At 68.5% G+C, this 24,320-nt stretch carries 23 protein-coding genes; 13 read left to right on the forward strand and 10 right to left on the reverse strand.

The genetic code is table 11. From position 1 onward, the window contains the following. Positions 1-53 precede the first annotated feature (53 nt). Positions 54-1,424 carry a dihydrolipoyl dehydrogenase family protein gene (locus ACQBAU_RS18090; RefSeq protein WP_465256963.1) on the reverse strand — a complete coding sequence of 457 codons (1,371 nt, stop codon included), beginning with the start codon at positions 1,422-1,424 and terminating at the stop codon, positions 54-56. An 18-nt stretch (positions 1,425-1,442) separates the two neighbouring features. Beyond that, positions 1,443-2,231, reverse strand: coding sequence for a phytanoyl-CoA dioxygenase family protein (locus tag ACQBAU_RS18095; protein WP_465256962.1), 789 nt, complete (start codon positions 2,229-2,231; stop codon positions 1,443-1,445). A gap of 87 nt (positions 2,232-2,318) precedes the next feature. On the opposite strand from ACQBAU_RS18095, the gene ACQBAU_RS18100 reads away from it, so the two are divergent. Then, complete coding sequence (locus ACQBAU_RS18100) at positions 2,319-3,164, forward strand: AraC family transcriptional regulator (protein WP_434549782.1); 846 nt, start codon at positions 2,319-2,321, stop codon at positions 3,162-3,164. Positions 3,165-3,199: 35 nt separating this feature from the next. On the opposite strand, the gene ACQBAU_RS18105 is transcribed toward ACQBAU_RS18100, so the two are convergent. The 4 genes from ACQBAU_RS18105 to ACQBAU_RS18120 form a co-directional block, all read right to left on the reverse strand. Next, positions 3,200-4,414 (reverse strand): TerC family protein, encoded by a 1,215-nt coding sequence (locus ACQBAU_RS18105; protein WP_434549783.1) that lies wholly within the window; start codon positions 4,412-4,414, stop codon positions 3,200-3,202. 123 nt (positions 4,415-4,537) lie between these two features. Beyond that, positions 4,538-5,005, reverse strand: a complete 468-nt coding sequence (locus tag ACQBAU_RS18110; RefSeq protein ID WP_465259414.1) for an aggregation-promoting factor C-terminal-like domain-containing protein — start codon at positions 5,003-5,005, stop codon at positions 4,538-4,540. A 46-nt stretch (positions 5,006-5,051) separates the two neighbouring features. Next, on the reverse strand, positions 5,052-5,777 hold the full coding sequence (locus tag ACQBAU_RS18115; RefSeq protein WP_465259415.1) for a hypothetical protein: 726 nt from the start codon (positions 5,775-5,777) through the stop codon (positions 5,052-5,054). Positions 5,778-5,828: 51 nt separating this feature from the next. Continuing rightward, the gene (locus ACQBAU_RS18120) at positions 5,829-7,115 is read right to left on the reverse strand and encodes a C40 family peptidase (protein ID WP_465259416.1); all 1,287 of its coding nucleotides are present in this window, start codon (positions 7,113-7,115) and stop codon (positions 5,829-5,831) included. A gap of 392 nt (positions 7,116-7,507) precedes the next feature. Between ACQBAU_RS18120 and ACQBAU_RS18125 the strand changes: the two genes are divergently transcribed. Genes ACQBAU_RS18125 through ACQBAU_RS18135 form a run of 3 tightly spaced genes read left to right on the forward strand, consistent with a single transcriptional unit; the run spans position 7,508 to position 11,017 of the window. Next, positions 7,508-9,232, forward strand: coding sequence for a hypothetical protein (locus ACQBAU_RS18125; protein ID WP_465257111.1), 1,725 nt, complete (start codon positions 7,508-7,510; stop codon positions 9,230-9,232). Positions 9,233-9,250: 18 nt separating this feature from the next. Continuing rightward, the gene (locus ACQBAU_RS18130; RefSeq protein ID WP_465257110.1) at positions 9,251-10,489 is read left to right on the forward strand and encodes a Gfo/Idh/MocA family protein; all 1,239 of its coding nucleotides are present in this window, start codon (positions 9,251-9,253) and stop codon (positions 10,487-10,489) included. Between the two features lie 48 nt (positions 10,490-10,537). Then, entirely contained in the window at positions 10,538-11,017 is a 480-nt protein-coding gene (locus tag ACQBAU_RS18135) for a hypothetical protein (protein WP_465257109.1), read from the forward strand. An 85-nt stretch (positions 11,018-11,102) separates the two neighbouring features. Here ACQBAU_RS18135 and ACQBAU_RS18140 read toward each other — a convergent pair whose 3' ends face one another. Continuing rightward, positions 11,103-12,263, reverse strand: coding sequence for an MFS transporter (locus tag ACQBAU_RS18140; protein ID WP_465257108.1), 1,161 nt, complete (start codon positions 12,261-12,263; stop codon positions 11,103-11,105). Positions 12,264-12,410: 147 nt separating this feature from the next. Between ACQBAU_RS18140 and ACQBAU_RS18145 the strand changes: the two genes are divergently transcribed. The 3 genes from ACQBAU_RS18145 to lhgO are packed head-to-tail and all read left to right on the forward strand — an operon-like array spanning position 12,411 to position 15,431. Continuing rightward, positions 12,411-13,103, forward strand: coding sequence for an HAD family hydrolase (locus tag ACQBAU_RS18145; RefSeq protein ID WP_465257107.1), 693 nt, complete (start codon positions 12,411-12,413; stop codon positions 13,101-13,103). A gap of 37 nt (positions 13,104-13,140) precedes the next feature. Then, positions 13,141-14,214, forward strand: coding sequence for a Gfo/Idh/MocA family protein (locus ACQBAU_RS18150; RefSeq protein WP_465257106.1), 1,074 nt, complete (start codon positions 13,141-13,143; stop codon positions 14,212-14,214). A gap of 17 nt (positions 14,215-14,231) precedes the next feature. Beyond that, entirely contained in the window at positions 14,232-15,431 is a 1,200-nt protein-coding gene (gene lhgO / locus ACQBAU_RS18155) for an L-2-hydroxyglutarate oxidase (protein ID WP_465257105.1), read from the forward strand. A gap of 15 nt (positions 15,432-15,446) precedes the next feature. On the opposite strand, the gene ACQBAU_RS18160 is transcribed toward lhgO, so the two are convergent. Next, a complete protein-coding gene (locus ACQBAU_RS18160; protein ID WP_465259417.1) occupies positions 15,447-16,070 on the reverse strand; it encodes a helix-turn-helix transcriptional regulator in 624 nt (207 codons plus the stop codon). Between the two features lie 322 nt (positions 16,071-16,392). On the opposite strand from ACQBAU_RS18160, the gene ACQBAU_RS18165 reads away from it, so the two are divergent. Beyond that, positions 16,393-17,160: a phytanoyl-CoA dioxygenase family protein gene (locus tag ACQBAU_RS18165; protein ID WP_465257103.1), complete on the forward strand. Its 768-nt coding sequence runs from the start codon at positions 16,393-16,395 to the stop codon at positions 17,158-17,160. Here ACQBAU_RS18165 and ACQBAU_RS18170 read toward each other — a convergent pair. Next, the gene (locus ACQBAU_RS18170) at positions 17,148-18,047 is read right to left on the reverse strand and encodes a GNAT family N-acetyltransferase (protein ID WP_465257102.1); all 900 of its coding nucleotides are present in this window, start codon (positions 18,045-18,047) and stop codon (positions 17,148-17,150) included. The genes ACQBAU_RS18165 and ACQBAU_RS18170 overlap by 13 nt on opposite strands. 45 nt (positions 18,048-18,092) lie before the next feature. Next, positions 18,093-19,439 carry a replicative DNA helicase gene (gene dnaB, locus ACQBAU_RS18175; RefSeq protein WP_465257113.1) on the reverse strand — a complete coding sequence of 449 codons (1,347 nt, stop codon included), beginning with the start codon at positions 19,437-19,439 and terminating at the stop codon, positions 18,093-18,095. A 516-nt stretch (positions 19,440-19,955) separates the two neighbouring features. Here dnaB and ACQBAU_RS18180 point away from each other — a divergent pair. The 5 genes from ACQBAU_RS18180 (at position 19,956) to ACQBAU_RS18200 (ending at position 24,316) form a co-directional block, all read left to right on the forward strand. Beyond that, complete coding sequence (locus ACQBAU_RS18180; protein WP_434550797.1) at positions 19,956-20,249, forward strand: metal-sensitive transcriptional regulator; 294 nt, start codon at positions 19,956-19,958, stop codon at positions 20,247-20,249. 73 nt (positions 20,250-20,322) lie between these two features. Continuing rightward, positions 20,323-20,535, forward strand: coding sequence for a heavy-metal-associated domain-containing protein (locus ACQBAU_RS18185; RefSeq protein WP_434550798.1), 213 nt, complete (start codon positions 20,323-20,325; stop codon positions 20,533-20,535). A gap of 2 nt (positions 20,536-20,537) precedes the next feature. After that, positions 20,538-21,515, forward strand: coding sequence for a hypothetical protein (locus tag ACQBAU_RS18190; RefSeq protein WP_434550799.1), 978 nt, complete (start codon positions 20,538-20,540; stop codon positions 21,513-21,515). Further along, on the forward strand, positions 21,512-23,875 hold the full coding sequence (locus tag ACQBAU_RS18195) for a heavy metal translocating P-type ATPase (protein ID WP_465257101.1): 2,364 nt from the start codon (positions 21,512-21,514) through the stop codon (positions 23,873-23,875). The genes ACQBAU_RS18190 and ACQBAU_RS18195 overlap by 4 nt, the downstream gene beginning before the upstream one ends. Positions 23,876-23,914: 39 nt before the next feature. Beyond that, on the forward strand, positions 23,915-24,316 hold the full coding sequence (locus ACQBAU_RS18200; RefSeq protein ID WP_465259418.1) for a VOC family protein: 402 nt from the start codon (positions 23,915-23,917) through the stop codon (positions 24,314-24,316). The last annotated feature ends 4 nt before the right edge of the window (positions 24,317-24,320 follow it).

Genomic DNA, 24,320 nt, shown 5'->3' on the forward strand with positions numbered 1-24,320 from the left:
TCAACGTGTGCCTGATGCTGATCTCATCCTTCGACTCGGCCGGCGTTCGCGGGCTAGGACCGCGCGGCCGCCAGCACCTCGTTCAGCGCCTCGGTGGTCGACGGATGGGTCCAGATGCCGTCGCGCAACTCAGTTGCGGTGGTGCCGGTCCGCATCGCCAGCGCGACCAGGTTGATCAACTCCTGGGCGTCGACGGTGTGCAGTGCAGCGCCGAGGACCTGGTCGCTGTCGGCGTCGACCACGAACTTGATCAACCCGTGCGTCTCGCCGAGGGTCTTGGGCCGCGGCATGGCGGCGATCTTCGCCACCTCCTTCGCGTACACGGTGATCGACCGGCCGGCCTCGACCGCCTCCGTCTCCGACATCCCGACCCGCGCCGGCGGCGGGGTCAGGAAGGTCGTCGTCGGCACGGCGACCCGGTCGGCACGGGTACGGCCCCCGGTGCCGGTCAGCTGGGAGGTCACGATGCGGTGGTCGTCCAGCGAGACGTAGGTCTGTTGCGGCCCGCCGTTGACGTCGCCGACCGCCCACACCGATTCGGCTGAGCTGCGGAGCAGGTCGTCCACCACCACTTCACCACCCGGGCCCACCTCGACTCCGGCCCGGTCGAGGCCCAACCCCTCGGTCGCGGGAACCCGACCGACGGCCACCAGCACCGCGTCGGCCTCGACCGGGTCACCTGCGGACGTCCGTACGGTGACCGTCGACCCGTCGTCGACGAGCTCGGCCACCTCGACCCCGGTCCTGATCATGACGCCGGCATCGGTCAGGGTGGTCGTCACCGAGGCTGCGACGTCGGCGTCCTCCCGTCGCAGGATCCGTTCGCCCCGTTCGAGCAGTGTCACCGTGCTGCCGAACCGGGCGAACATGCCGGCGAACTCGAGCGCGACCGGTCCGCCACCGATGATCACCAACCGACCCGGGAACGGGTCGACGTGCTGGATGGTGGTGGAGTCGTACACCCGCGGACCGTCCGCTCCGGCGACCTCCAATCGGCGCGCGATGGCACCGGTGTTGATCACCACGTGATCGGCGGTGATGTCGAGCTCCTCGTCACCACCGGTCACCCGCACCTGCCGAGGACCGGTGAACCGGGCCCGGCCACCGACCACCAGCCTCACCTGCTCCACCGGATCGAGCATCCCCCGGTTGGCGGCGTTGAGCTTGTTGATCAAGGTGTCCCGGGTGTCCACGGCACGGCGGAAGTACGTCGCCGGGTCGTCGTCACGACGGCGCTGCACGGCCTGGTGCACCAGCGTCTTGGTCGGCACGCAGCCGATGTTGATGCACGTCCCGCCGACCATGTCCACAGCCTGCTCGACGAGGGTGACCGTACGACCCTGTCGACCGAGCACGCCGGCCAAGGTTTTGCCCGCCTTGCCCCAGCCCAACACCAAGATGTCGGTCCGCAGTGACTCCGTCATGCCCCCGACGCTACGCCGTCACGCAGTCGGCGGTGGAGCCACCCGGTTGAGCTGGAAGTCGTCCTTGCCGCTCACCACGACGCACGCATGGCCCGGGAACAGCGGCGGCTCGTCCTGGTCCAGCAGTTTCACGAACGGCGGGGTGTAGCGCACCGACAGGCCCATCCGTCGCCGATCGGACCGGTTCGGGTCGGAGTGGTGGAGCATCCGCTCGTTGAAGATGAAGAACTGGCCCGGCCGCAACTCCATGTTGACCGCCTGGGAGGTGTCGATCAGCGCAGGATCCGCCTCCTCGCCGAACTGCATGGCGGCGTCGGCCTTCACGTGGGGTACGACGCTGCGGTGCGATCCGGGGATCAGCTGCACGCAGGAGTTCTCGGTCGTGACCTCGTCGACGGCCATCCACACCGAAATGTTCAGCGCCGGCTCGATCGGCCAGAAGTTGGCGTCCTGGTGCCACGGGATCTCCTTGCCACCCGGCTCCTTGTTGAAGAAGTAGCTGGCCCACACCACGACGTCGTCTCCGATCAGTGATCGGATCCGGTCGAGCAGGGCGGGCCGGGTGATCAGGTCGTACACCAGCGGCTGGTCGAGGTGGCGGGACTGCAGCGGGTTGCGCTGGTTCCAGCCGGTGCTGGTGAGGACGTCGGTCTCGATGCGACTGCGGATGCCGGCCATCTCATCGGGGTCCATCGCCTCGAACGGGCCGACGTAGCCGTACCGGTGGAACTGCTCGACCTCGTCGCGGCTGAGCCGGGTGGTGGCGGTCCGGATGGTCGGTGCGGTCTGGTCGATGGTGTTGGTCATGCATCCAGCTTCGGGGGAGGCAGTCGCCGAAGCCATGGCCCCGACCGGACAAGTCTTTGCACCGAACCGGTGTGCAATGATCACCGGATGAGCAGCGACTTCCAGCGTGAGTGGCTGGCCGGCCTGGCCCGGCACGGCGACCGGTGGGCCTCCGAACTGTTCGGTGAGGACCGCTTGGATCCGAGCTGGTCGCTCGACCTGCGACAGGGGTTGCCCGAACATCTGGTCTACCTGGTCGTTCGCGGCGTGACCGAAGGGCGGTTGGGTTCGCAGCAGGTCACCCTGCGGGCCGGGTCGTTGTTGTGGCTGCCACCCCGGGTCCCGGTCCGGCTGCGCACCGTCGGGCAACGTGGGGTGCATCTGTACCGGTTCCGGCTCGCGGCGCCCGCGGACCTGACCGACACCCGACCCTGGTCCGGCCCGGTGCGGCTCCTCGAGGACGCGTGGCCACTGCGCGAGACGATGGACGCGTTGGTGGGCGAGCTCGGTGGCCGGTTGTCACTGCGTGGCGAACGGGTCCGCGCCCTGCTGGTCGTCCTCTTCTCCGGCATCTTCCGGGCCACCGGCCTACCCCGCGGGGTGTCCCCGCTGCCGCCACCGGTCCGGGCCCAGCTGAAGGCGTACGCCGACCGCCGCGTGGCCGAACGGCCGACCGCGGCCGAACTCGCCGGGGTCGTCGGCCTCGCCCCGGACTACTTCACCCGGCGTTTCCGGGCCACCTTCGGACTGGCGCCGCGGGGCTGGCTCGTCCGGCACCGGATCCATCACGCCATGCAGCTGTTGGAGGAGACCGACGACTCCATCACGGCGGTGTCGACGAGGCTGGGCTATCCGGACGTGTTCCTGTTCAGCCGGCAGTTCACCGCGGTCGTCGGCACCTCGCCGCAGACCTGGCGGCGGGGGCGGCTCGGCCTGCCTGACCCCGAGGCGTGACAGCGGCCGGGCCCGCCGCGCCCTGACCGACGGCTTCACGGGTGCGGGGTGGACTCGCGTCCCTCCTCGACCGCCTTGCGGTGCTCGGCATTGGCCTGCTCGAGAAGTCCCATCAACTCGTCCTCGTCGCGCACCTTGTCGCGGTACTTGTCGCCGAGCGCCCGGATCCGCGCACCCTCGGCAACCAGCAGCCGGTAGATCCGCTCCCGCTCCTCCGGGTCCTCGGTGTAGTCCAGGTTGAGGTACGCCTCCGCGTAGCGCCGGGCGTTGCCGATCGCGGTCTGTGCCTTGCCTGCCTTGCTGACCAACGAAGCGATCACGGTCACCACCAGCACCGAGAAGATCACCGTCAGCGAGAGTTCGGTGGTGATCTCCACGACCGGCACCGGCTCGCCGTCATTGATGAACGGCACGTTGTTCTCGTGCAGTGCGTGCAGGATGAGCTTGATGCCGATGAACACCAGGATCCCGGCGAGGCCGTACGACAGGTAGATCAGCCGGTCGAGCAGCCCCTCGACCAGGAAGTAGAGCTGGCGCAGGCCGAGCAGGGAGAAGGCCGTGGCGGTGAAGACGAGGTACACGTTCTGGGTGAGCCCGAAGATGGCGGGGATCGAGTCGAGCGCGAACAGCAGGTCGGTGCCGGCGATCGCGGCCATCACGAGCAGCATCGGCGTCATCATCCGCTTGCCGTCGATCGTGGTGAACAGTTTGTCGCCGTCGTACTGGTCGGAGGTGCGGAAGAGCTTGCGGGCCAATCGCACCATGAAGTTGTCGCCACTGTGCGCCTCGCCGCCGAACTCCCCCTTGATCATGTTGCCGGCGGTCATGATCAGGATCAGGCCGAAGAAGTAGAACACCCAGGCGAACTGGTTGATCAGCGCGGCGCCGAGGAAGATGAAGCCGGTCCGGGCGAACAGCGAGAACACGATGCCGAACAACAGCACCTTCTGCTGGTCCTCGCGCGGCACCTTGAAGCTGCTGATGATGATCAGGAAGACGAACAGGTTGTCGACCGACAGCGCCTTCTCGGTGACGTAGCCGGCGAAGTACTCCTTGCCCGCGACGTCCCCGCCGAAGATCAGCACGCCCACCCCGAAGAGCAGGGCGATGCCGACGTACAGCGCCGACCAGATCGCCGCTTCCTTCAGGGTGGGGACGTGCGCCTTGCGGACGTGGAAGACGAAGTCGAAGGCCAACATCGCCACGATGAGGACGACCGTCCCCACCCAGACCGCCGGGCTGACGTCCATGGCCACCCTCCTGCTGTCGAGTCACCGCTGCTTGCAGCCAGCCAACCACGAGTCGGCCGTCGACGTAAGGGTTTCACCCCGGCGCGATGTCACAGGGATGCGCCCGGGCAGTGTCCGGGACGCTCAGTAGTAGCCGTAGCGGACCCAGAAGTTGTACGCACCCTGGTACCCGCCGTAGCGGTCCTTGACGTAGCCGTGCTGCCATCGCAGCGACACGACCGGGTCGTACCACCGCGAACCGACCTTCGAGCACGGGTTGGCCTGTGCCAGTCCGCAGGCACCGCTGTAGGGGTTGACCGCCCGCGGGTTCCAGTTGGATTCCCGGGTGACGATGTGGTCGACGTAGCGCCAGTCGGACTGCGGGATCCCGGCCTGGTGCATCCAGCCCTCCTTGCCCTCGGCGATGCGTTGCAGGTTGAACTCACGCGTCGTCGCGACCGAGCCGTCACCGTACTGACCACGCACCCGGAACGCATACGTCCCCGGCGTGGACGCCCCATACGTCAACGGCAACGTGTAACTCCCCGACGACGACGTCTGCCCCACCCGCGACTGCACCCACCGGCCACCGGCAAACACCTCCGTCCACACCCGAAGCGCACCCGGCGTGTCGAACTGACCCCACGCATACGTCACATCACCCACATACTTCGACGCCGCATGACTCACCGTCGGCGAACCCAACCGCCGCAACGTGAAATGACGCGACGTCGCCACCATCCCCATCCGGATACTCCGCACGCACCCGGAACGAATACGTCCCCCGCGTCGACGCCCCATACGTCAACGGCAACGTGTAACTCCCCGACGACGACGTCTGCCCCACCTGCGACCGCACCCACCGGCCACCGGCAAACACCTCCGTCCACACCCGGCCACCACCAGCACCATCGACCCGACCCCACACATACGTCGTGAGACCGACCAACTTCGCACCAGCAGACGTCACCGTCGGCTTCGCCAACCGACGCACCGTGAACTCCTGCGTCGACACCACACCACCAGGCAACTCACCCCGCACCCGGAACGTGTACGTCCCCGCCGTGTTCGCCCCATACGTCAACGGGATCACGTAGTAACCCGTCGCATCGGTCGACACCACCTGCGACCGGGACCACACGCCACCAACCTTCACCTCCGTCCACGCCCGAACCGACCCCGACGTCGGAAACCGACCCCACGTGTAAGCAGCCGCACCCACCATCTTCGTCGGCGCCGCCGCCGCGGTGTACACCCCAGCCTCAGCCGGCACCACCACATCAGCCGAAGCCGGCACCACCCCCGACACCGAGGACGAGGCGATCGTGATCAGCGCCACCGCGCTGGTCGCCACGGAGGCGAGGAGACGAGTTGCTCTGGACATACGAGTTCCTTGCTGGTGATCCGCAGCGACATACCGCCGCTGTCGGGACGATCAGGCGGGGCGAACCGCACCGTTGTACGGCATGAGGTTCACCGAGACCTGCTGGACCGGGGTCCCGGGCCGGGAGGAATGGACGATCTGGCCACCACCGACGTAGATGCCGACGTGGGACCGAGCGCTGTAGTAGAAGACGAGGTCACCGGGCTGCAGGGCGGACTTGGCGACCTTCGGGTACGCGGCGTACTGCTGGTACGTGGTACGCGGCAGGTTGACCCCGGCCGCCTTCCATGCCCCTCCGGTCAGGCCGGAGCAGTCCCAGGCGTTGGGGCCGGTCGCACCATAGCCGTACGAGTCACCGATCTGGGCCCGGGCGAAGGCGACGGCCTGCTGTGCCTTGGTCACCCTCGCGATGCGTTGCAGGTTGAACTCACGCGTCGTCGCGACCGAGCCGTCACCGTACTGACCACGCACCCGGAACGCATACGTCCCCGGCGTGGACGCCCCATACGTCAACGGCAACGTGTAACTCCCCGACGACGACGTCTGCCCCACCCGCGACTGCACCCACCGGCCACCGGCAAACACCTCCGTCCACACCCGAAGCGCACCCGGCGTGTCGAACTGACCCCACGCATACGTCACATCACCCACATACTTCGACGCCGCATGACTCACCGTCGGCGAACCCAACCGCCGCAACGTGAAATGACGCGACGTCGCCACCATCCCATCCGGATACTCCGCACGCACCCGGAACGAATACGTCCCCCGCGTCGACGCCCCATACGTCAACGGCAACGTGTAACTCCCCGACGACGACGTCTGCCCCACCTGCGACCGCACCCACCGGCCACCGGCAAACACCTCCGTCCACACCCGGCCACCACCAGCACCATCGACCCGACCCCACACATACGTCGTGAGACCGACCAACTTCGCACCAGCAGACGTCACCGTCGGCTTCGCCAACCGACGCACCGTGAACTCCTGCGTCGACACCACACCACCAGGCAACTCACCCCGCACCCGGAACGTGTACGTCCCCGCCGTGTTCGCCCCATACGTCAACGGGATCACGTAGTAACCCGTCGCATCGGTCGACACCACCTGCGACCGGGACCACACGCCACCAACCTTCACCTCCGTCCACGCCCGAACCGACCCCGACGTCGGAAACCGACCCCACGTGTAAGCAGCCGCACCCACCATCTTCGTCGGCGCCGCCGCCGCGGTGTACACCCCAGCCTCAGCCGGCACCACCACATCAGCCGAAGCCGGCACCACCCCCGACACCGACGTGCCACCGATGGCGGTGACCGCAGCGACGGCGGTGATCAATGCAGCAAATTTGCGTTTTCTGGACACAGGTTCCCCCCTGGCGTCACGAGACCGTGTCACCTTAAAGAACTTTCATAACGATTTCAAACCCTTGCGCTTGCCTGCTTGCTTCCCTACGGGTCCCCGAGTAGAGGCCTTCATCGCGAAACTGGCCGTGATCGCGGCCCGCCGGGCCGATCGATCCGGCCTTGCCGTGGGTGGCGTCCCGGCGCTCGGATGGGCCCTCCCAGCGGTCCCAATCCGGCCCAGTTACCGCCGACCTGGCCGCCACCGTGTTGCTGTGATTGGCCTTGTGAATCCACGGTCAGCCGGGTGTGGGGCCATCGACCGGACCGGTACGCTCCCCGAACCGCTCGACCACCGACGCGCGACACCACGAGGAGTCATGTCCCATGCCTGAGGGCGCCACACCGCCGGCCAACACGGGGTCCGGGGAGTCCCGCGTCGTCGCCGACGTGTGGCCCGACTTCATCGCCCGGATCCCGGAACTGCTGGCCTCGCAGGATCCGACGACCGGGCGATTCGGCACCCAGCCGTTCATCGTCACCGACCAGAACGCGCTGTGGCCTCTGGCCGTGGCCTGGTCGGCCCAGCCGGACGACGGGCTGGAGAACCCGTACTTCCACAGCCCCGAGGTCCTCGACGCGATCATCGCCGGCGGCGACGCGTTGATCGAGGTGTCCGACGAGGCCGGGATGTTCGAGTTCCGGAAGAAGGACAACTCGACCTGGGGCCAGATCTACATGCCGTGGACGTACTCGCGGTGGATCCGGGCGTGGGCCCTGATCCGGGATGCGATGCCGGCGGATCGGCGCATGGCTTGGGATGCGTCGCTCACCAAGGCCGTCGACGGCATCGTCGCTACCGCCCTGACGCTGCCGGTGCGCAACATCCCCGCTCATCATGCGATGGGCGTCTACCGGGCGTCCCAGGTGCTCGACCGCGACGACTGGCGGGCGGCGGCCGTGGAGTACCTGCACCAGACGGTCGACGACCAGGACCCGGCAGGGTTCTGGTCGGAACACTGCGGGCCGGTGGTCCGCTACAACTTCGTCTACATCGACGCCCTCGGCGCCTACTACGGCATGTCCCGGGACCCGTACGTGCTCCCTGCGCTGGAGCGGGCGGCGGCCTTCCACGCCAACTTCACCTACCCGGACGGGACCACCGTCGAGACCATCGACGAACGCAACGTCTACCACCACACCCCGGCCTCGAGCAGTGTCGGGTTCACCGCGTCGCCGGTCGGCCGGGGCTACCTGCGGTGGCTCAATCGGCTGGGCCCGGCCGGCGTGCTGGGCCCCAACTCCGGGTCCACCGCGCGGGCCGACGCGTTGGCCTCGGTGATCGCGTACGGCCAGCCGGGGCCGGCCGAGCAGCCTGCCGCCGAGCGGGACGAGCACCGATTCGTTCTCGGCGACTCCGATGCACAGGTCGAGCGACACGTGCCGTGGTTCGTCGCACTGTCGGCCTACAGCTGCCCGCCGTTGCCCACGAACCGGTGGATCCAGGATCGTCAGGCGCACCTGTCGGTGTTCCATGATCAGGTCGGGCTGGTGCTCAGTGGCAGCAACACCCGGCTGCAGCCGAGGTGGTCGACGTTCACCGTCGGGGACACCTCACTGATGGTGCACACCGGCGAGGAGGAGCCCGACTTCGACGCCCCACCCGGGCTCGCCCATCTCCCCGCCCGGGCCACCCTCGCCGCCGACGGGCTGGGGGTCGACCTCGAGTACGCGGGCGTGCCGTGCTCGGTGCGTGTTGATCTTGCCGGGAACGGCGCCACGGTGCGGTACGCGGTGCAGGGTACGTCGGATCGTCCGATGGCCGCCCACGCCGGTTTCGTGCCCCACCTGGGTGAGCCGTGGCAGGCCGGCGAGCACACTGGCGTGCTGGCGGACGAGCCGATCAGGCTCACCGGAGCCGAGTGTGACGGGTCGTTCGCCCATCACGGGTGGCGGGTGTCCATGCCTCCCGACGCGGTGCTGGAATGGCCGGTGCTGCCGCACAACCCGTACGCCAAGGACGGCTCGGCACCGCTCGGCGAGGGCCGCGTCGTGATCACCGTGCCACTGGCCACACCGGGTCAGGCCGACCTGGTGATCGAGATCGCCTGAAACGTTCGTGGGGAGATCATGAGTGACACCGATGCCGCCGCAGCCCGTCGGACGCCATCACGGGTCCCGCTGCGACTCGCCGTGGTGGGTGGTCGACGCGGACGGGCGTTCGGCTCGACGCTGGCCCAGTTGACCGACCTGCTCGAGTTGACCGCGGTGTGCGACCGCGCCGAATCGGTGCTCGCGGCGTGGTCCGACGCATTTCCGCAGGTGAAGCCCTACCGCGACTTCGACGACCTGCTGGCCGACGACGAGGTGGACGCGGTCTTCCTGGCCACTCCGCTCAAACAGCATGCCCAGCAGGCGATCTCGGCGATGCGGGCCGGGAAGCACGTGCTGAGCGAGGTGGTCGCGAGCTACACCCTGGCCGAGGCGTGGGAGCTCGTCGAGGCGGTGGAGCAGACCGGGCGGACCTACATGCTGGCGGAGAACTACTGCTTCATGCGGCCGAACCTGATGGTGCGCAACCTTGCCGCCGCCGGCGCCTTCGGCCAGCTCACCTACCTCGAGGGTGCTTACCTGCACGACTGTCGCCACCTGATGCACACCGCTGACGGTGACCTGACGTGGCGGGCGGAGCTGCGTACCGAGGTGTCGTCGATCTACTACCCGACGCATTCGCTCGGCCCGATCGCACAGTGGCTTCGCGCGGCCAACGGCGCCGAGGATCGGCTCGAGACCGTGACCGGGTTCGCCACCGGGTCGGCGGTGCTGCCGGCCTACTTCAGCAAGGAGTTCGGCGCTGATCATCCCGGGGCCCTGGCCGAGACCTGGCGACAGGGTGACTCCGGTACGGCGGTGATCACCTCCACCTCGGGTGCGGTGCTGTCGGTGCGGGTCGACGCGGTCTCACCACGTCCGCACAACATGACCCACTACGTCGCCCAGGGCACCAACGGTGCTTACGAGTCGGCTCGCCGCGACGGTGAGGACCCGCTGCTGTGGATCGCCGGCCGGTCACCTGAACGGGGCGAGCCGGGCCAGCAGGCCGAACGTGACTGGGATCCGCTGTGGGCGTGGGCCGAGGAGTTCGAGGACCCCCGCTGGCGGGAACACCTCGCCGCGGCGGAGCAGGCTGGCCACGGTGGCGGCGACTACTTCGTCCTCAAGGAGTTCGCCGAGGCGGTTCGGGACCAGCGCCCACCCGAGATCGACGTGTACGACGCGGTCACCTGGTCTTCGATCATCGCCCTGACCGTCGATTCGATCGACCGGGGCAACCAACCCGTCGAGATCCCCGACTTCGGCGGGAGGTGACGTCGCTGCGCCACGGTGAGGAGTCGGCGTGACGCCTACGATGGAGCCATGAGGCGTTCGATGGCGATCAGCGTCATGGTGGTGACCGCCCTGCTCACCGGCTGCGGGGGCCCGGAGGCTGCCGCCTGCACCGAAATGGGATCCCCGTCGGGCATCGGCATCACGGTCCTGCCGCCCCTGCCGGCTGAACGCACGGCCACGCTCACCCTCTGCACGGCCCCCGACACCTGCACCGACGAGCAGGTCGAGCTCCGTCCCGGGTCGGACACCATCGACCTGGGGTGCAGCGGCACCGGTCCCAGCGCACCGTGCTCGGCGACCTCCACCCCGAACGGCACCTTGGTCGGGTTCGCCCAGGTGGACGAGCTCCCGGGCACCCCGATCACGGTGTCGGTGAGCTTCGGCACCGCCGCCACCACGCCTCCCGCCTTCGGGCCGACCGAGCTGACCGCCGAGGTCACCCACCCCAACGGCCCCGACTGCCCGGCCGGAGGCCGGCAGGCGACGATCACCATTCCTGGTCGCTGATCCGGCGTCATGCCCGTCGTACCGAAGGGCGCGACAGCGACATCGGTGGACGTATGTGCCACGTCTGTCGCTCTGCGGCCCCTTCCTACGAAGCAGCCTCCCGCCGTTGCGCGCCGCCGAGCGACGCGATCACCGCCACCACGGTGATCGTGGCCGCCAGCGCCAGGAATGCCTCACCGTGGCCGAGCAGCCCGAGCACTCCGCCGAAGGCGACCGCCCCCAGCCCCATCCCGCCGTCGTAGGCGATGTTCCAGATAGTGCTGGCCGTACCGGTACGGTCCAGGCCGAGGCGATGGATGGTGAGCACGAAGGAGTCGTTCTGGCACGCGCCGAACCCCAGGCCGAGCACCCCGGCGCCGGTCAGCAGCAACCAGGCGGGGCCGGTGAGGGACAGGGCGAGGCCGACGCAACCGAGGATGACCAGGACCACGGCCGGGAGGAGGACCCGTCCGGGCCCGACCCGATCACTCACCACGCCGGCGAGGAGTCGGCCCGACACCAGCGCGACGGAGGCAGCCAGCAGCGCGAGCGCGGCCGTGGCGGCGCTGGGTCCGGAGAGCGGCAGGAAGGTGGTCGTGGCGCCGAAGGATGCGCTGGTCGTGATGAACACGACGATGGGTGGTGCGATCCGGCGAGCATCGGTGAGCGAGGTGACGCTGAAGGTGCCGCGTGATCGTCCGGGCAGCACCACCGCGAGCAGCCCCGCCACCACGCTGCTCACGGCTGCCACGATGAACACCGTGCCGAACCCCCACGTCTGGGCCACCCAGACGCCTCCGGCCAATGCAGCCAGGTTGGGCAGTGCGGCTGCCGCACCGTAGTAGGAGGCCGCCCGAGCCAACTGTCCCGGTGGGGCCACGTCGGCGACCAGGGTGGCACCGGCCACCACGACCAGACCGAACCCGCAGCCCCGGACGAGCGTGACCACCATGATCAGGACGATGTCGGACGAGACCGCGTACAGGATGGCCGGCGCGCCGAGCAGCAGCGCCCCGACCATGATCATGGTCCGCAACGGCAACAGCCGGAAGAGCCAGGGCATGGACACCTGGACGAGCACCGTGGCGGCCATCATCACGCCCGTGGTTGCCCCGACGACGACACTGCCGGCCCCGCCCTCTGCGGCCCACAATGGCACCACCGGGAGCAGGGCCGCATAGTTGACGAACGCGAGGACGGTCACGACCAGCAGGACCACCAGGCTTCGCCTGTTGGCGTCGGATCCTGCCCTGCCTCGCTCGGTCATCTGCTCCCCCAGTCCGGTTTCGGGCCCACGCCCTTTCGCTGTCGAGGATGCCAGCGGCCCACCGTAGCCGAATGGCCAGTGGCGCCCTGGGGCCCGGCCAGCCGAAATCCTGTGGGCATCACCCGCTCGGGTCCTTAGGCTGTCCGAATGCCCCTGCTGTTGGTTGATCTTGACAACACCCTCGTCGATCGCGCCGCCGCGTTCACGGCGTTCGCGCACGAGTACGTGGCCGGCCTCGGTCGTGGTGCGGACGACGCCGAGTGGTTGATCATGACCGACGGCGACGGCTTCACGCCACGTGATCAGGTCGCCGATGCCGCCCGTCAGCGCTTCGGACTCAAGTCGGTCGACATCGCAGAACTCGTCGCCATCCTGCGGGCAGGTCTGGTGGAGAGGATGGTCCTCGATCCCGCGGTTCCCGAGGCGCTGGGTCGGGCCCGGGCAGCCGGATGGACCGTGGCGATCGTGACGAACGGCGCACACGCCCAGCAGTCCCGCAAGGTCGCCACCCTCGGGCTCGCACCGTACGTCGATGCCGTCGTGGTGTCGGAGTCAGCCGGGCACCGGAAACCGGAGCCCGAGATCTTCCAACTGGCCGCCGCCGCGGCGAGGGCCGACCTCGACGGGGCGTGGATGATCGGCGACTCCGCCCACGCCGACATCGCCGGAGCACAAGCCGTCGGCATCGGCAGCGTGTGGCTGCACCGCACCCGCAGCTGGCCCGACGAGCTGCCGGAACCTGATCACCACGCTGACTCGTTCGCCGACGCCGTGGACCATGTGCTGACCGTGGGTGCGGCGGACCGCTGGGGCGCCGCAGACCACGACGGGGCAGACTGACCCCATAGCGTTCGTCGATTTCGCCAGGGGAGTTGCCATGACTGACAAGCCGGTTCGTTTCGCAGCCGTGGGGTTGGACCACGCGCACATCTTCGGGCAGGTGAACGGCCTGCTCGGTGCCGGGGCGGAGCTCGTCGGACTGAGCTCGGACGATCCCACCGCAGCCGTCACGAAGACCGCCCGGGAGACCTGGCCGGATGCGCCGTGGCACGACGACCCGGCCACGCTGCTGCACGACGACTCCATCGACGTGATCGTCACCGCTGCCGTGCCCGATCGGCGTGGTCCGATCGCGGTGGAGGCGATGGAGCACGGCAAGGACGTGATCACCGACAAGCCCGGCTGCATCACCTTGGACCAGCTCGAGGACGTGAAGGCCGCAGTGGCCAGCTCGGGACGGTTCTGGTCGGTCACCTTCTCCGAACGGTTCGAGGTACCCAGTGTCGCCAAGGCCGGCGAGATCGTCCGCTCCGGGCGGATCGGTCACGTCGTCCAGACGCTCGGCCTCGGCCCGCACCGAGAGGGCGATCGGGCCCACGTTGCCGGTGGTGACGGCCGTCCGGACTGGTTCTACGACGAGGCCCGCTACGGCGGCATCCTGACCGACATCGCGTCGCACCAGCTCGACCAGTTCCTCTGGTTCACCGGAGCCAGCACCGCCGAGGTGTTCAGCGCCGCGGTGGGCAACTTCGCCCACCCCGACGCCCCCAAGTTCCAGGACTTCGGCGAGGTGTCGCTGCGGAGCGAAGGCGTCGACGGCGGACCTGGCGCTCAGTCGTACGTGCGCGTCGACTGGTTCACCCCGCAGGGGTTGCCGACCTGGGGTGACGGCCGGCTGGTGATCCTCGGGACGAAGGGCTACATCGAGCTCCGCAAGTACGTCGACATCGAGGGCCGACCCGGCGGCAACCACCTGTTCATCGCCGACGACAACGGCACCGAGTACGTCGACTGCTCGGCCGAGCAGGGCACCTACTACCCGTCGCTGATCCGTGACGTACGGGAGCGCACGGCCACCGCCGCACCCCAGGAGCACACCTTCGAGGTGATGCGGCTGGCGATCACGGCACAGCAGCAGGCCGAGCGCCGGGGTTACGCCGCCAAGTCCTGACCACGTCAGGGTCGGTGATGGGAGAGCGTGCCGATGCCGTCGTGATCGGTGGCGGCCTGGTCGGCCTGGCCACCGCCCACGCCCTGGCCGAGCGGGGTCGGCATGTCGTGGTGTGCGAGAAGGAGGATCGGTGGGCAGCCCACCAGTCCGGCCACAACTCCGGCGTCGTTCACTCCGGCGTCTACTACACTCCCGGTGGCCTGAAGGCGACGCTGGCGACCCGGGCCGCGGCCGAACTGCCCGACCTGTGCGCAGACTGGGGAGTGCCGTACCGCCGCACCGGCAAGCTCATCGTTGCGGTCACCGAGTCGGAGTTGCCCCGACTGCGCGCCCTGGCCGAGCGCGGCCGCGCCAACGGCGTGGACGTCCGTGAGCTCACCGGGGCGCAGGCCACCGAGTACGAACCACACGTACGGTGCGTCGCCGCCCTCCATGTGGCGTCGACGGGGGTCTGCGACTTCCCGGCGCTGGCGCGGGCCCTGGCCGGCCGCCTCGAGGCTGCCGGCGCCGACCTGCGGCTGTCGACCACCGTGGAAGCCGTTGTCGAGCAGGGATCCACGGTCCGGGTGATCACCGACACCGGAGATCTCGCTGCTGCTCACGTGATCAACTGCGGCGGGCTGCACAGTGATCGGCTGCTCGCTCCGGACGTCCGGAGGAGGATCAGGATCGTCCCGTTCCGCGGTGAGTACTGGGCGCTGCGCGACGATCGTCGTGACCTCGTCCGAGGGCTGGTCTACCCGGTCCCCGATCCCGACCTGCCGTTCCTCGGGGTGCACCTGACTCGGGGCATCGACGACACCGTCCACATCGGCCCGAACGCGGTGTTCGCCCTCAGCCGTGAGGGCTACCGTCGCCGTGACATCAGCATCCGCGACGTCCTCGATGCCGTGGCGTACGGGGGAACCTGGCGGATGGCACGCCGCCACGCCGGCACCGGGATCGGTGAGGCGGTCCGCTCGCTGATGCCCCGACTGGCCGTCCGGTCGGTACGGCGCATGCTGCCGGAGGTGACCCGCCACGACCTGATCCCCCATCCGGCCGGTGTGCGCGCCCAGGCGGTCGCCGCCGACGGGCGACCCAGTGACGACTTCGTCATCCGCCACCAGGGCCGGATCACCCACGTCGTCAACGCCCCGTCACCGGCAGCCACCGCCTGCATCCCGATCGGCCAGCAGATCGCAGGGACCGTCACCGACCACACTCCACCGGCCTGACCCGTGGCGGAACATTCAGATGCGGCCGGCCGACCGGAACAGCTGCGGACTCTGATCCACCTCCCGCTTGAAGGCCCGGGAGAAGTAGTGGACGCTGCGGTAGCCACAGGCGGCGGCGATCTGCGTCACCGACCGATCCGTGTCGATCAGCAGGGTGCAGGCGTGGTTGATGCGGCGCTCGGTCACGTACCGCAGCGGGGTCACGCCGTGCACGGCAACGAACCGCCGGGTGAACTGGGAAGGGCTCAACCCCACCTCGTCGGCCACCACGGCCATGGTCAGTCCCGGATCCTGTGCCCGGTCGGTCAGCACTGCGGTGACGTGGGTGATCAACGGGTCGGGCGACGTGGCGACCGGTGGTGGCGCGGCCAGCACCAGTAGGTCGGTGACGATGAGGTCGTGCAGGAGGCCAGCAGGGACGCCTCGGACGCTGGACCGGCGATCGAGCAGGTGCAGGTCGGTCCGCAACCGCTGCGGATCACTCGCCATCACCTGGCCGACCGGCCACCAGGGACGGCCCGCGGTCAGGTCGAGCTCGGCGAACAGGAATCGGGAGGTGCCCAACAGGGCCCGTTCGAAGGTCGTGTCCGGAGGGCACAGCACGAGCGACCCCGGACGGCACTCACCTGCTTCCTGCATCCGGTCGAGGTCGAGCTGGAAGCGGAATGCCCCGACATCACAGTGATCATCACCCAGCGTCGATAGCGGTCGGACGGGTGTAGGAACGCGTCCCGCTCGGGTGAGAGGTGCAGTCTCGCCACCGTGATCCTCGGTCGATCTCGGACCATCTCCTCACCTCCACAAGAAAGTACAAAGATGCGCTGATCCAGGGCATGTCCTACCCGGCGGGACCGACCATATCGTGAGGGATGGGGCGGTGAGATCGTCCCTACCGTTGGTCATCTGGCCGACGACGACCACGAGGCGGCAACGTTCCGCCACCCGACAGGAGCCGGACAAGATGGCAACACTCTTGACCAACGAACAGATCGCGGCGTACCGGACGAAGGGCTACCTGGTGATCCGCAGCGCCTTGACCGAGCACGAGGTGGCCGTGCTGCAACAGGAGTGCGTACGCCTGCGGGAGACGCCGCACCTGGTGGACCCGAACAACATCCGCAGCGGCCATCGGGTGATCGACGGCGAACAACGGATCGAGAAGATCGATCCCTGCCACGACGCCTCCCCGGTGCTGGCCGACCTGGTGGCCGATGAGCGCATCCTGAGCCCGTTGCGTGACATCTACCTCGACGAGCCCAAGCTGTTCAAGGACAAGTTGATCTTCAAGTTGCCCGGTCAGCCCGGGTACGGCATGCATCAGGATGCCGGGTGGTGGCAGGGGTTCCCGTACGAACAGCTGACATCGGTGATGGTGGCCATCGACGGGGCGAACGCCGCCAACGGTGGCCTGGAGCTGTTCCCGGGCTGTCACCACGAACTCCGCAGTACGCCGGGTGTGCTGCAGAACATGGGGCCCGATGCCATCGCCGAGATCGACGAGTCGACCGGTGAACTCGTGGAGACCCGGGCCGGCGACCTGATCTTCTTCAACTCCTTGGTCCCCCATCGCAGCGGGACGAACGCCGCCGACGTCAGCCGGACCCAGCTCTACCTCACCTACTCCCCGGCGGCCGCCGGCGACCTCTACCGCGCGCACTACCAGCACTACCGCCGCTATGCCTATGGCGAGAAGCTCACCGAACCGGGCAACACCTACTACTTCAGGTGAGCGGGCCGGGCCGGCCCGATGACGCGGATCCGGTGTCCCTCGGGCAGGGTGAAGGCGAACTCCCGGGCATGCCAGGGCTGGTCCACCGGTGCGGAGAGCACGGCCCACCCGGCCTCGACCGCCCGTGCGTGGACCACGTCGGTGGGGATGCCGATGTCGACCGAGCACGTGGTGGCAGCGATGGCACCCTCGCCGGCGGCGCTGACGTCGATGCCGGGCGCTCCGGACCACGGCCCCACACCCAACCGGGCGAACGTCGGCGGGTCGCCGTACTCGAAGCTGAGGCTGAGCCCCAGCACGGCCATCAGCCGTTGGCAGGTGTCCCGAACGTCTCGGACCGCCAGCGAGGGTCGCACGGCGAGGGTGTCGGCGTCGGCCGGGTGAGCGGACCGGGCCATCACCACCTGTTGTGCGGTGTGGTCGGCGTAGACCCGCGCCAGCCTTGCCCGCTCATCGAGCCGCGCACGCCGCGCCACGCCAACCGAGCGGGTGTTGCGGGTGTCGATCCACGCCTCCACCCCAGCGATTCCCGGCTGCGCCAACAGGTGGTCGACGACGACCGGCGCCGCCTCACCCATCAGGCCCTGGCCCCAGTACCGGCGCCCGATGCCCCAGGTCAGGCCGCGGATCGACGTGCCCTGGTCGGAGAACAATCCGATGGCCCCGATCGCCTCGACACTCGGGCGGACCCGCAGCACCCAGGTCCAGCCGCCGTTCTCCTGCAGCTCCCGGACCAGTCGCGCGTGGGTCTCGGCCACGTCGCCGGTGACATCGGCCGGCGCGAACTGATGCCATGCCGGGTCTCCGTACATCTCGTGCAGCGGTTCGGCGTCACGGCTCGCATCGAGCGGAACGAGGTCGAGGCGATTGGTACGCAACGGCTGCATGGCCCGACGCTACTCCGGAGCTGTAGCGACGGTTGCCCGTGAGCGTCAGTGCTGCATGTCCCGGAAGCGCGAGTAGTGCCCCTGGAACACGACGGGGATGTCACGGGTCGGCCCGTTGCGGTGCTTGGCCACCATCAGGTCGGCCTCACCGAGCCGCGGCGACTCCTTGTCGTAGTAGTCCTCGCGATGCAGCAGGATGATCATGTCGGCGTCCTGTTCCAGCGAGCCGGATTCACGGAGGTCGGCGACCATCGGCTTCTTGTCGGTGCGCTGCTCCGGACCACGGTTCAACTGAGAGATGGCGACCACCGGGACATCGATCTCCTTGGCCAGCAGCTTGATCTGGCGGGAGAACTCCGACACCTCGAGCTGGCGGGACTCGACCTTCTTGCCCGACGTCATCAGCTGCATGTAGTCGATGATCACCAGCCGCAGGTCGTGACGCTGCTTGAGCCGACGGGCCTTCGCCCGGATCTCCATCATCGTGAGGTTCGGCGAGTCGTCGATGAACAGCGGTGCCTCCGACACCTCGCCCATCTTCCGCGACATCTTGGTCCAGTCATCTTCGGTCATCTGGCCCTTGCGGATGTGGTTCAGCGGGATGTCAGCCTCGGCGGCCAACAGCCGCATCGTGATCTCGGTCTGCCCCATCTCGAGGGAGAAGATCACCGAACACAGACCGTTCTTGATCGACGCTGCCCGCGCGAAGTCAAGACCGAGGGTTGACTTGCCCATCGCTGGACGGGCCGCCACGATGATCATCTGCCCACCGTGCAACCCGTTGGTCAACTCGTCGAGCTCGACGAACCCGGTGGGCACCCCGGCCATCAGGCCACCATTGCCCTCGATCGCCTCGATCTCGTCCAGGGTGCTCTCCATCAGCGCCGACAACGGCCGGTAGTCCTCACTCGCCCGGCGGTCGGTGACCGAGTAGACCTCGGCCTGCGCAGCATCGACGATCTCGTCGACATCACCCTGGGCCCCGTACCCCAGTTGCGCGATCTTCACCGAGGCATCGACCAGGCGCCGCAGGATCGCCTTCTCCCGGACGATCTCGGCGTAGTACCCGGCATTGGCCGCGACCTGCACCGACGCGATCAGGTCATGCAGGTACGGGTGCCCACCGACCCGGGTGATCTCACCGCGCTTGGTGAGCACGTCGGCCACGGTGATGGCGTCCGCCGGCTCACCCCGGCCGTACAGGTCGAGGACCGCGTCGTAGACCAGCTCGTGGGCCGGTCGGTAGAAGTCGACACCCCGGATCACCTCGACCACGTCGGCGATGGCGTCCTTGCTCATCAACATCGACCCGAGGACACACTGCTCGGCCACCAGGTCCTGCGGCGGCGTGCGATCACCGGACGGTCGCTCCGACTGTGGGTAGTCGCGCACCTCGGCAAGGCTCATGCCCGGCATCCTCCCTGCCCACTGCTCGCCAGCGGACCTGTTCCCCAACGCTCGTGCTTCCCCGACATGGCCAACGTAAGGGCGACCACTGACAAGAACCCCCCGTCGCTTCGGGGTCTCGGGCTCGGCGCTTGACCAGAACGTGACGTTAGTGCCTGGAGGCCCGGACCGGAAGTGCGTCGTTCACACCCCCATGTGGACAAGCTGTGGGCAACTGTGGAGACACGCCGCTGAGCTGAGGACTGGCTGGGTACAACGCTGGGGACAACTCCGGCCCGCAGCGCACAACATGGCTCTGACTAGGGATGATGCGATGGACAGGGGGTGGACAGGAAATAGTTCGTCCACCGAATCTGCTCGTGGACCGACGCGCCCGGCGGTTGACAGGACCGCCTCGAGGGGGTAGTTACCCACACCCTCTGTGTACAACCCGGGTTGCCGAGGAATACCATAGGGGGGTATCGTTTCATGCAGACGGATCGAGACACGCAAGGAGCCACCATGGACCATCCGACACGCGGCTACAGCGACACCAAGACCGCGCACCTGCGCCGACTGCGCCGCATCGAGGGCCAGGCCCGAGGTCTGCAACGCATGATCGAGGACGACAAGTACTGCATCGACATCCTCACCCAGGTCTCGGCGATGACCAAGGCCCTGGAGTCAGTCTCCCTCTCGCTGCTCGACGAGCACATGCGCCACTGCGTGGTGGAGGCCGCCGTCAAGGGAGGACCCGAGGCGGACGTGAAGCTCAAGGAGGCCTCCGACGCCATCGCCCGCCTGGTGCGCTCCTGATCACCCGAACCGACGAGACCGACCCGACCACCCGACCACCCGACAAGGCACGACCCGACAAGAGGAGAAGAACATGACCACCAGCAACTGGACCATCAGCGGGATGACCTGTGACCACTGCGCCGCCTCGGTCACCGAGGAGGTCAGCGAGGTCACCGGTGTCACCCGGGTCGACGTCGACCGACCGGCCGGCACCATGGTCGTCGAGAGCACCGATGCGATCGATCCGGCCCTGATCACCGCCGCGGTTGCCGAGGCCGGCAACTACACCGCCACCGCCAGCTGATCATGAAGCTCCCCGACGTCTCCGGACCGGTCAAGATCATCGGCTTCGTGGTCGGGCTCGCCCTCGTCTTCGGCGGCGCCCTCGTGATCGGTCGTACGAACGCGCAGGGCAACGGACCGACGACGGGTGCCACGCCGACACCGTCGGTGGCCACCGGTGGCCACGGTCACCAACCCGGTGGCGAGTCCACCGGTCAGGAGTCCACCGGTGAGGAGTCCGGCGGGCACGGACACGAGCCAGGTGGACACGGCGGGGAGTCCGGTGGGCACGAACACGGCGGGGAGTCCGAACACGCACCGGGCACCGTCAACACCCATGAGGGATTCACCCTCACCCTGTTGACCCCCGAGCTGCCGGTCGGTGATCAGCAGTTGCGCCTGCTGATCACCGGCCCGGACGGTCGTCCGGTCACCGACTTCGACGTGGTGCACGAGAAGCAACTGCACCTGATCGCCGTCCGTAGCGACCTGACCGGCTTCACCCACGTCCACCCGACGATGGCACCCGACGGCACCTGGACGACCATGATCAACCTCACCGCCGGCGACTGGCGGGTGTACGCCGACGTCCGGCCGACCGGCGAGACCGAGGCGTTCGTCCTCGGTGCCGACCTCACCGTCCCCGGCGAGGCGAGCCGGACCGCCCTTCCGGCCCCCGACAACACGGTCGAGGTCGACGGCTACACCGTCGCCCTCGACGTCAACCCTGCCGAGGGCGAGCAGGACCTCACCGTGACCATCAGCCGTGACGGGACGCCGGTGACCGACCTGCAGACCTACCTCGGCGCGTACGCCCACGTGGTGTTGCTGCGCGAGGTCGACCTCTCCTACAACCATGTCCATCCGCACGAGGGCGGTCCCGCCGGACCGGACGTGCCCGCGACCGTGCACTTCCCGGCGAACGGGAAGTACCGGATGTACGTGGAGTTCCAGCACGAAGGCTCGTTGCACCGGGCCGAATTCACCGTGGAGGTGCCATGACCATCACCCCGACGCCCACCAACTCGACGCCCACCAACTCGACAACCGCAGCGAACCACGTCGACCTCGACATCGGCGGCATGACGTGCGCGTCGTGCGCCAACCGCATCGAACGGAAGTTGAACAAGCTCGACGGGGTCTCCGCCTCGGTCAACTTCGCCCTGGAACGCGCGGCGGTCAGCTACCCCGACAGCGTCACCACCGACCAGCTGATCGACGTGGTGACCAACACCGGGTACGAAGCGAAGCTGCCGGCACCGCCGCCCGCCGCCGACGACACCGACGACACGGGCGAACAGCCCGCTGCCACCGACGACCCGACCAGGGACCTGCGGAACCGCATGATCATCTCTGCCGCGTCAGCGATCCCGGTGGTCCTGATCGCCATGATCCCGGCGCTCCAGTTCCCCGGCTGGCAATGGATCTCCCTTGCATTGGCGTGGCCGGTCGTCACCTGGGGGGCATGGCCGTTCCACCGCGCAACCCTGAAGAACCTGCGACACGGTGCTGCCACGATGGACACCCTGGTCTCGCTGGGTGTCACCGCCGCGTTCCTGTGGTCGGTGTACGCGTTGGTGTTCGGCACCGCCGGCGAGATCGGGATGGTCCACCCGTTCGAGTTCGTGCTGGAGCGCACCGACCAACTCGGCAACATCTACCTCGAGGCCGCGGTCGCGATCGTCACCTTCTTGTTGATCGGTCGCTACCTGGAGGCCCGCGCCAAGCGCGAATCCGGGGCCGCACTGCGTGCCCTGCTCGACCTGGGCGCCAAGCACGTCACGATCCTGCGCGACTCCGGCGGCCACACCTACGAGGACCGGGTACGGATCGAGAAGCTCGGCGTCGGCGACCAGTTCGTCGTCCGGCCCGGCGAGAAGATCGCCACGGACGGTGTGATCGTCTCCGGACGCAGCGCCATCGACACCTCGATGGTCACCGGCGAACCCGTCCCCGTCGAGGCGGTCGAGGGTGACCCGGTCGTCGGCGGCACGATCAACACCTCCGGTCGGCTGGTCGTCGAGGCGCGCAAGGTCGGTGCCGACACCCAACTGGCCCAGATCGCCGAACTCGTCAGCGAGGCCCAGAACGGCAAGGCTGCCAGCCAACGGCTCGCCGACCGGATCAGTGGTGTGTTCGTGCCGATCGTGATCGCGATCGCCGTTGCCACGTTCGGATTCTGGCTCGGCACCGGGTCCGGGGTGACGTTCGCCCTGACGGCCGCGGTCGCGGTGTTGATCATCGCCTGCCCGTGTGCACTCGGGTTGGCGACACCGACCGCGTTGATGGTCGGCACCGGCCGGGGATCCCAACTGGGCATCCTGATCCGCGGGCCGCAGGCACTGGAGGCGACCCGCTCGATCGACACGATCATGCTGGACAAGACCGGCACGATCACCACCGGCCAGCTCCAGGTCACCGACGTCGTCACGACCGCCGACACCACATCCGACGAGCTGCTGCGCCTCGCGGCCGCCGCCGAGTCGGGCTCGGAGCACCCGATCGCGCGGGCGATCGTGGCAAACGCGGAGCAACAGGGCATCACCGTGCCCACCGCCACCGACTTCCACAACACCGCCGGGCTGGGCGTGACCGCCCGGGTCGCCGACACCGACCAAAACGTTGGTGCCGACCAGGGTGCTGGTGCCGACACTAACGAGGTGACCGACAGCAGCGGGCTGACCGTCTCGGTCGGCCGGGCCGAACACGTGGCCGAGGAGTTGCCCGCCGAGCTGGTGACGGCGCTGGAGCGGTCCCGCGACAAGGGCCAGACCCCCGTCGTGGTGGCGATCGACGGCCGCGCCGTCGGGCTGGTCGTGGTGGCCGACACCATCCGCGACAACGCCGCCGACGTGATCGGCCGGCTTCGTGGCCTCGGCCTCGACCCGGTGCTGCTCACCGGCGACCACGAGGCCGCCGCACGTACGGTCGCCGATGCGGTCGGCATCACCACGGTGATCGCCGGGGTGCTGCCCGAGGGCAAGGTCGACGCCGTACGGGCACAGCAGGCCAAGGGACGCCGGGTCGCGATGGTCGGCGACGGGGTGAACGACGCCGCCGCGCTGGCGACGGCCGACCTCGGGATCGCCATGGGCGCCGGGACCGACGTGGCGATCCAGGCCAGCGACCTCACCCTGGTCCGCGACGACCTGGCCTCGGTGGTCGACGCGATCCGGCTCTCCCGGTCGACACTGCGCACCATCCGGGTCAACCTGGTGTGGGCCTTCGGCTACAACGTGGCCGCGATCCCGATCGCCGCGGCAGGCCTGCTCAACCCGATGATCGCCGGCGGCGCGATGGCGCTCAGCTCGGTGCTGGTGGTGGGCAACAGCCTGTTGCTGAAGCGGTTCCGGTCACGCTGACGCCGTCACGACACCCGGCCGGGCGGTAGCGTCGAAGCCATGATCAACGGCTTGCACCTGCTCATGTACTCCACCGACGCTCCCGCCGACCGCGCGTTCCTGCGCGACGTCCTCGGCTGGGCTCACCTCATCGATGACGACAGTTCGGCCCGGGCCGGCGAGGAGTGGCTGATCTTCCGTACCCCACCCACCGAGCTCGGCGTCCACCCCACCGAGGGTGTCGGCGGCGCCGAGAAGGCGCCGCCGACCCAGCCGGTGACGACCCTGCACCTGATGTGCGACGACATCACCGCCACGGTCGCCGAACTCCGGGACAAGGGGGTGGACATCGTCGGGGAGCCGACCGATCTTGGCTACGGTGTGGGCTGCGAGATCCGACTGCCCAGCGGAGCAGTGATCGGCCTGTACGAATCCCGCCACGAGGCTGCCCACGGCCTCTGAGCAC

The organism is Carbonicoccus niuqiaonis (assembly GCF_050157065.1).
GTDB lineage: Bacteria > Actinomycetota > Actinomycetes > Propionibacteriales > Propionibacteriaceae > Avipropionibacterium.

What these genes read in the sequence shown, in the direction of transcription:
- ACQBAU_RS18090 (WP_465256963.1), bottom strand. Translation starts at nt 1,424, where the DNA reads ATGACGGAGTCACTGCGGACCGACATCTTGGTGTTGGGCTGGGGCAAG.
- ACQBAU_RS18130 (WP_465257110.1), top strand. Translation starts at nt 9,251, where the DNA reads ATGAGTGACACCGATGCCGCCGCAGCCCGTCGGACGCCATCACGGGTC.
- ACQBAU_RS18150 (WP_465257106.1), top strand. Translation starts at nt 13,141, where the DNA reads ATGACTGACAAGCCGGTTCGTTTCGCAGCCGTGGGGTTGGACCACGCG.
- ACQBAU_RS18160 (WP_465259417.1), bottom strand. Translation starts at nt 16,070, where the DNA reads ATGCAGGAAGCAGGTGAGTGCCGTCCGGGGTCGCTCGTGCTGTGCCCT.
- ACQBAU_RS18105 (WP_434549783.1), bottom strand. Translation starts at nt 4,414, where the DNA reads ATGGACGTCAGCCCGGCGGTCTGGGTGGGGACGGTCGTCCTCATCGTG.
- ACQBAU_RS18170 (WP_465257102.1), bottom strand. Translation starts at nt 18,047, where the DNA reads ATGCAGCCGTTGCGTACCAATCGCCTCGACCTCGTTCCGCTCGATGCG.
- ACQBAU_RS18140 (WP_465257108.1), bottom strand. Translation starts at nt 12,263, where the DNA reads ATGACCGAGCGAGGCAGGGCAGGATCCGACGCCAACAGGCGAAGCCTG.
- ACQBAU_RS18180 (WP_434550797.1), top strand. Translation starts at nt 19,956, where the DNA reads ATGGACCATCCGACACGCGGCTACAGCGACACCAAGACCGCGCACCTG.
- ACQBAU_RS18200 (WP_465259418.1), top strand. Translation starts at nt 23,915, where the DNA reads ATGATCAACGGCTTGCACCTGCTCATGTACTCCACCGACGCTCCCGCC.
- ACQBAU_RS18190 (WP_434550799.1), top strand. Translation starts at nt 20,538, where the DNA reads ATGAAGCTCCCCGACGTCTCCGGACCGGTCAAGATCATCGGCTTCGTG.
- ACQBAU_RS18145 (WP_465257107.1), top strand. Translation starts at nt 12,411, where the DNA reads ATGCCCCTGCTGTTGGTTGATCTTGACAACACCCTCGTCGATCGCGCC.
- lhgO (WP_465257105.1), top strand. Translation starts at nt 14,232, where the DNA reads ATGGGAGAGCGTGCCGATGCCGTCGTGATCGGTGGCGGCCTGGTCGGC.
- ACQBAU_RS18115 (WP_465259415.1), bottom strand. Translation starts at nt 5,777, where the DNA reads ATGTCCAGAGCAACTCGTCTCCTCGCCTCCGTGGCGACCAGCGCGGTG.
- ACQBAU_RS18165 (WP_465257103.1), top strand. Translation starts at nt 16,393, where the DNA reads ATGGCAACACTCTTGACCAACGAACAGATCGCGGCGTACCGGACGAAG.
- ACQBAU_RS18195 (WP_465257101.1), top strand. Translation starts at nt 21,512, where the DNA reads ATGACCATCACCCCGACGCCCACCAACTCGACGCCCACCAACTCGACA.
- ACQBAU_RS18185 (WP_434550798.1), top strand. Translation starts at nt 20,323, where the DNA reads ATGACCACCAGCAACTGGACCATCAGCGGGATGACCTGTGACCACTGC.
- ACQBAU_RS18135 (WP_465257109.1), top strand. Translation starts at nt 10,538, where the DNA reads ATGAGGCGTTCGATGGCGATCAGCGTCATGGTGGTGACCGCCCTGCTC.
- ACQBAU_RS18125 (WP_465257111.1), top strand. Translation starts at nt 7,508, where the DNA reads ATGCCTGAGGGCGCCACACCGCCGGCCAACACGGGGTCCGGGGAGTCC.
- ACQBAU_RS18100 (WP_434549782.1), top strand. Translation starts at nt 2,319, where the DNA reads ATGAGCAGCGACTTCCAGCGTGAGTGGCTGGCCGGCCTGGCCCGGCAC.
- ACQBAU_RS18095 (WP_465256962.1), bottom strand. Translation starts at nt 2,231, where the DNA reads ATGACCAACACCATCGACCAGACCGCACCGACCATCCGGACCGCCACC.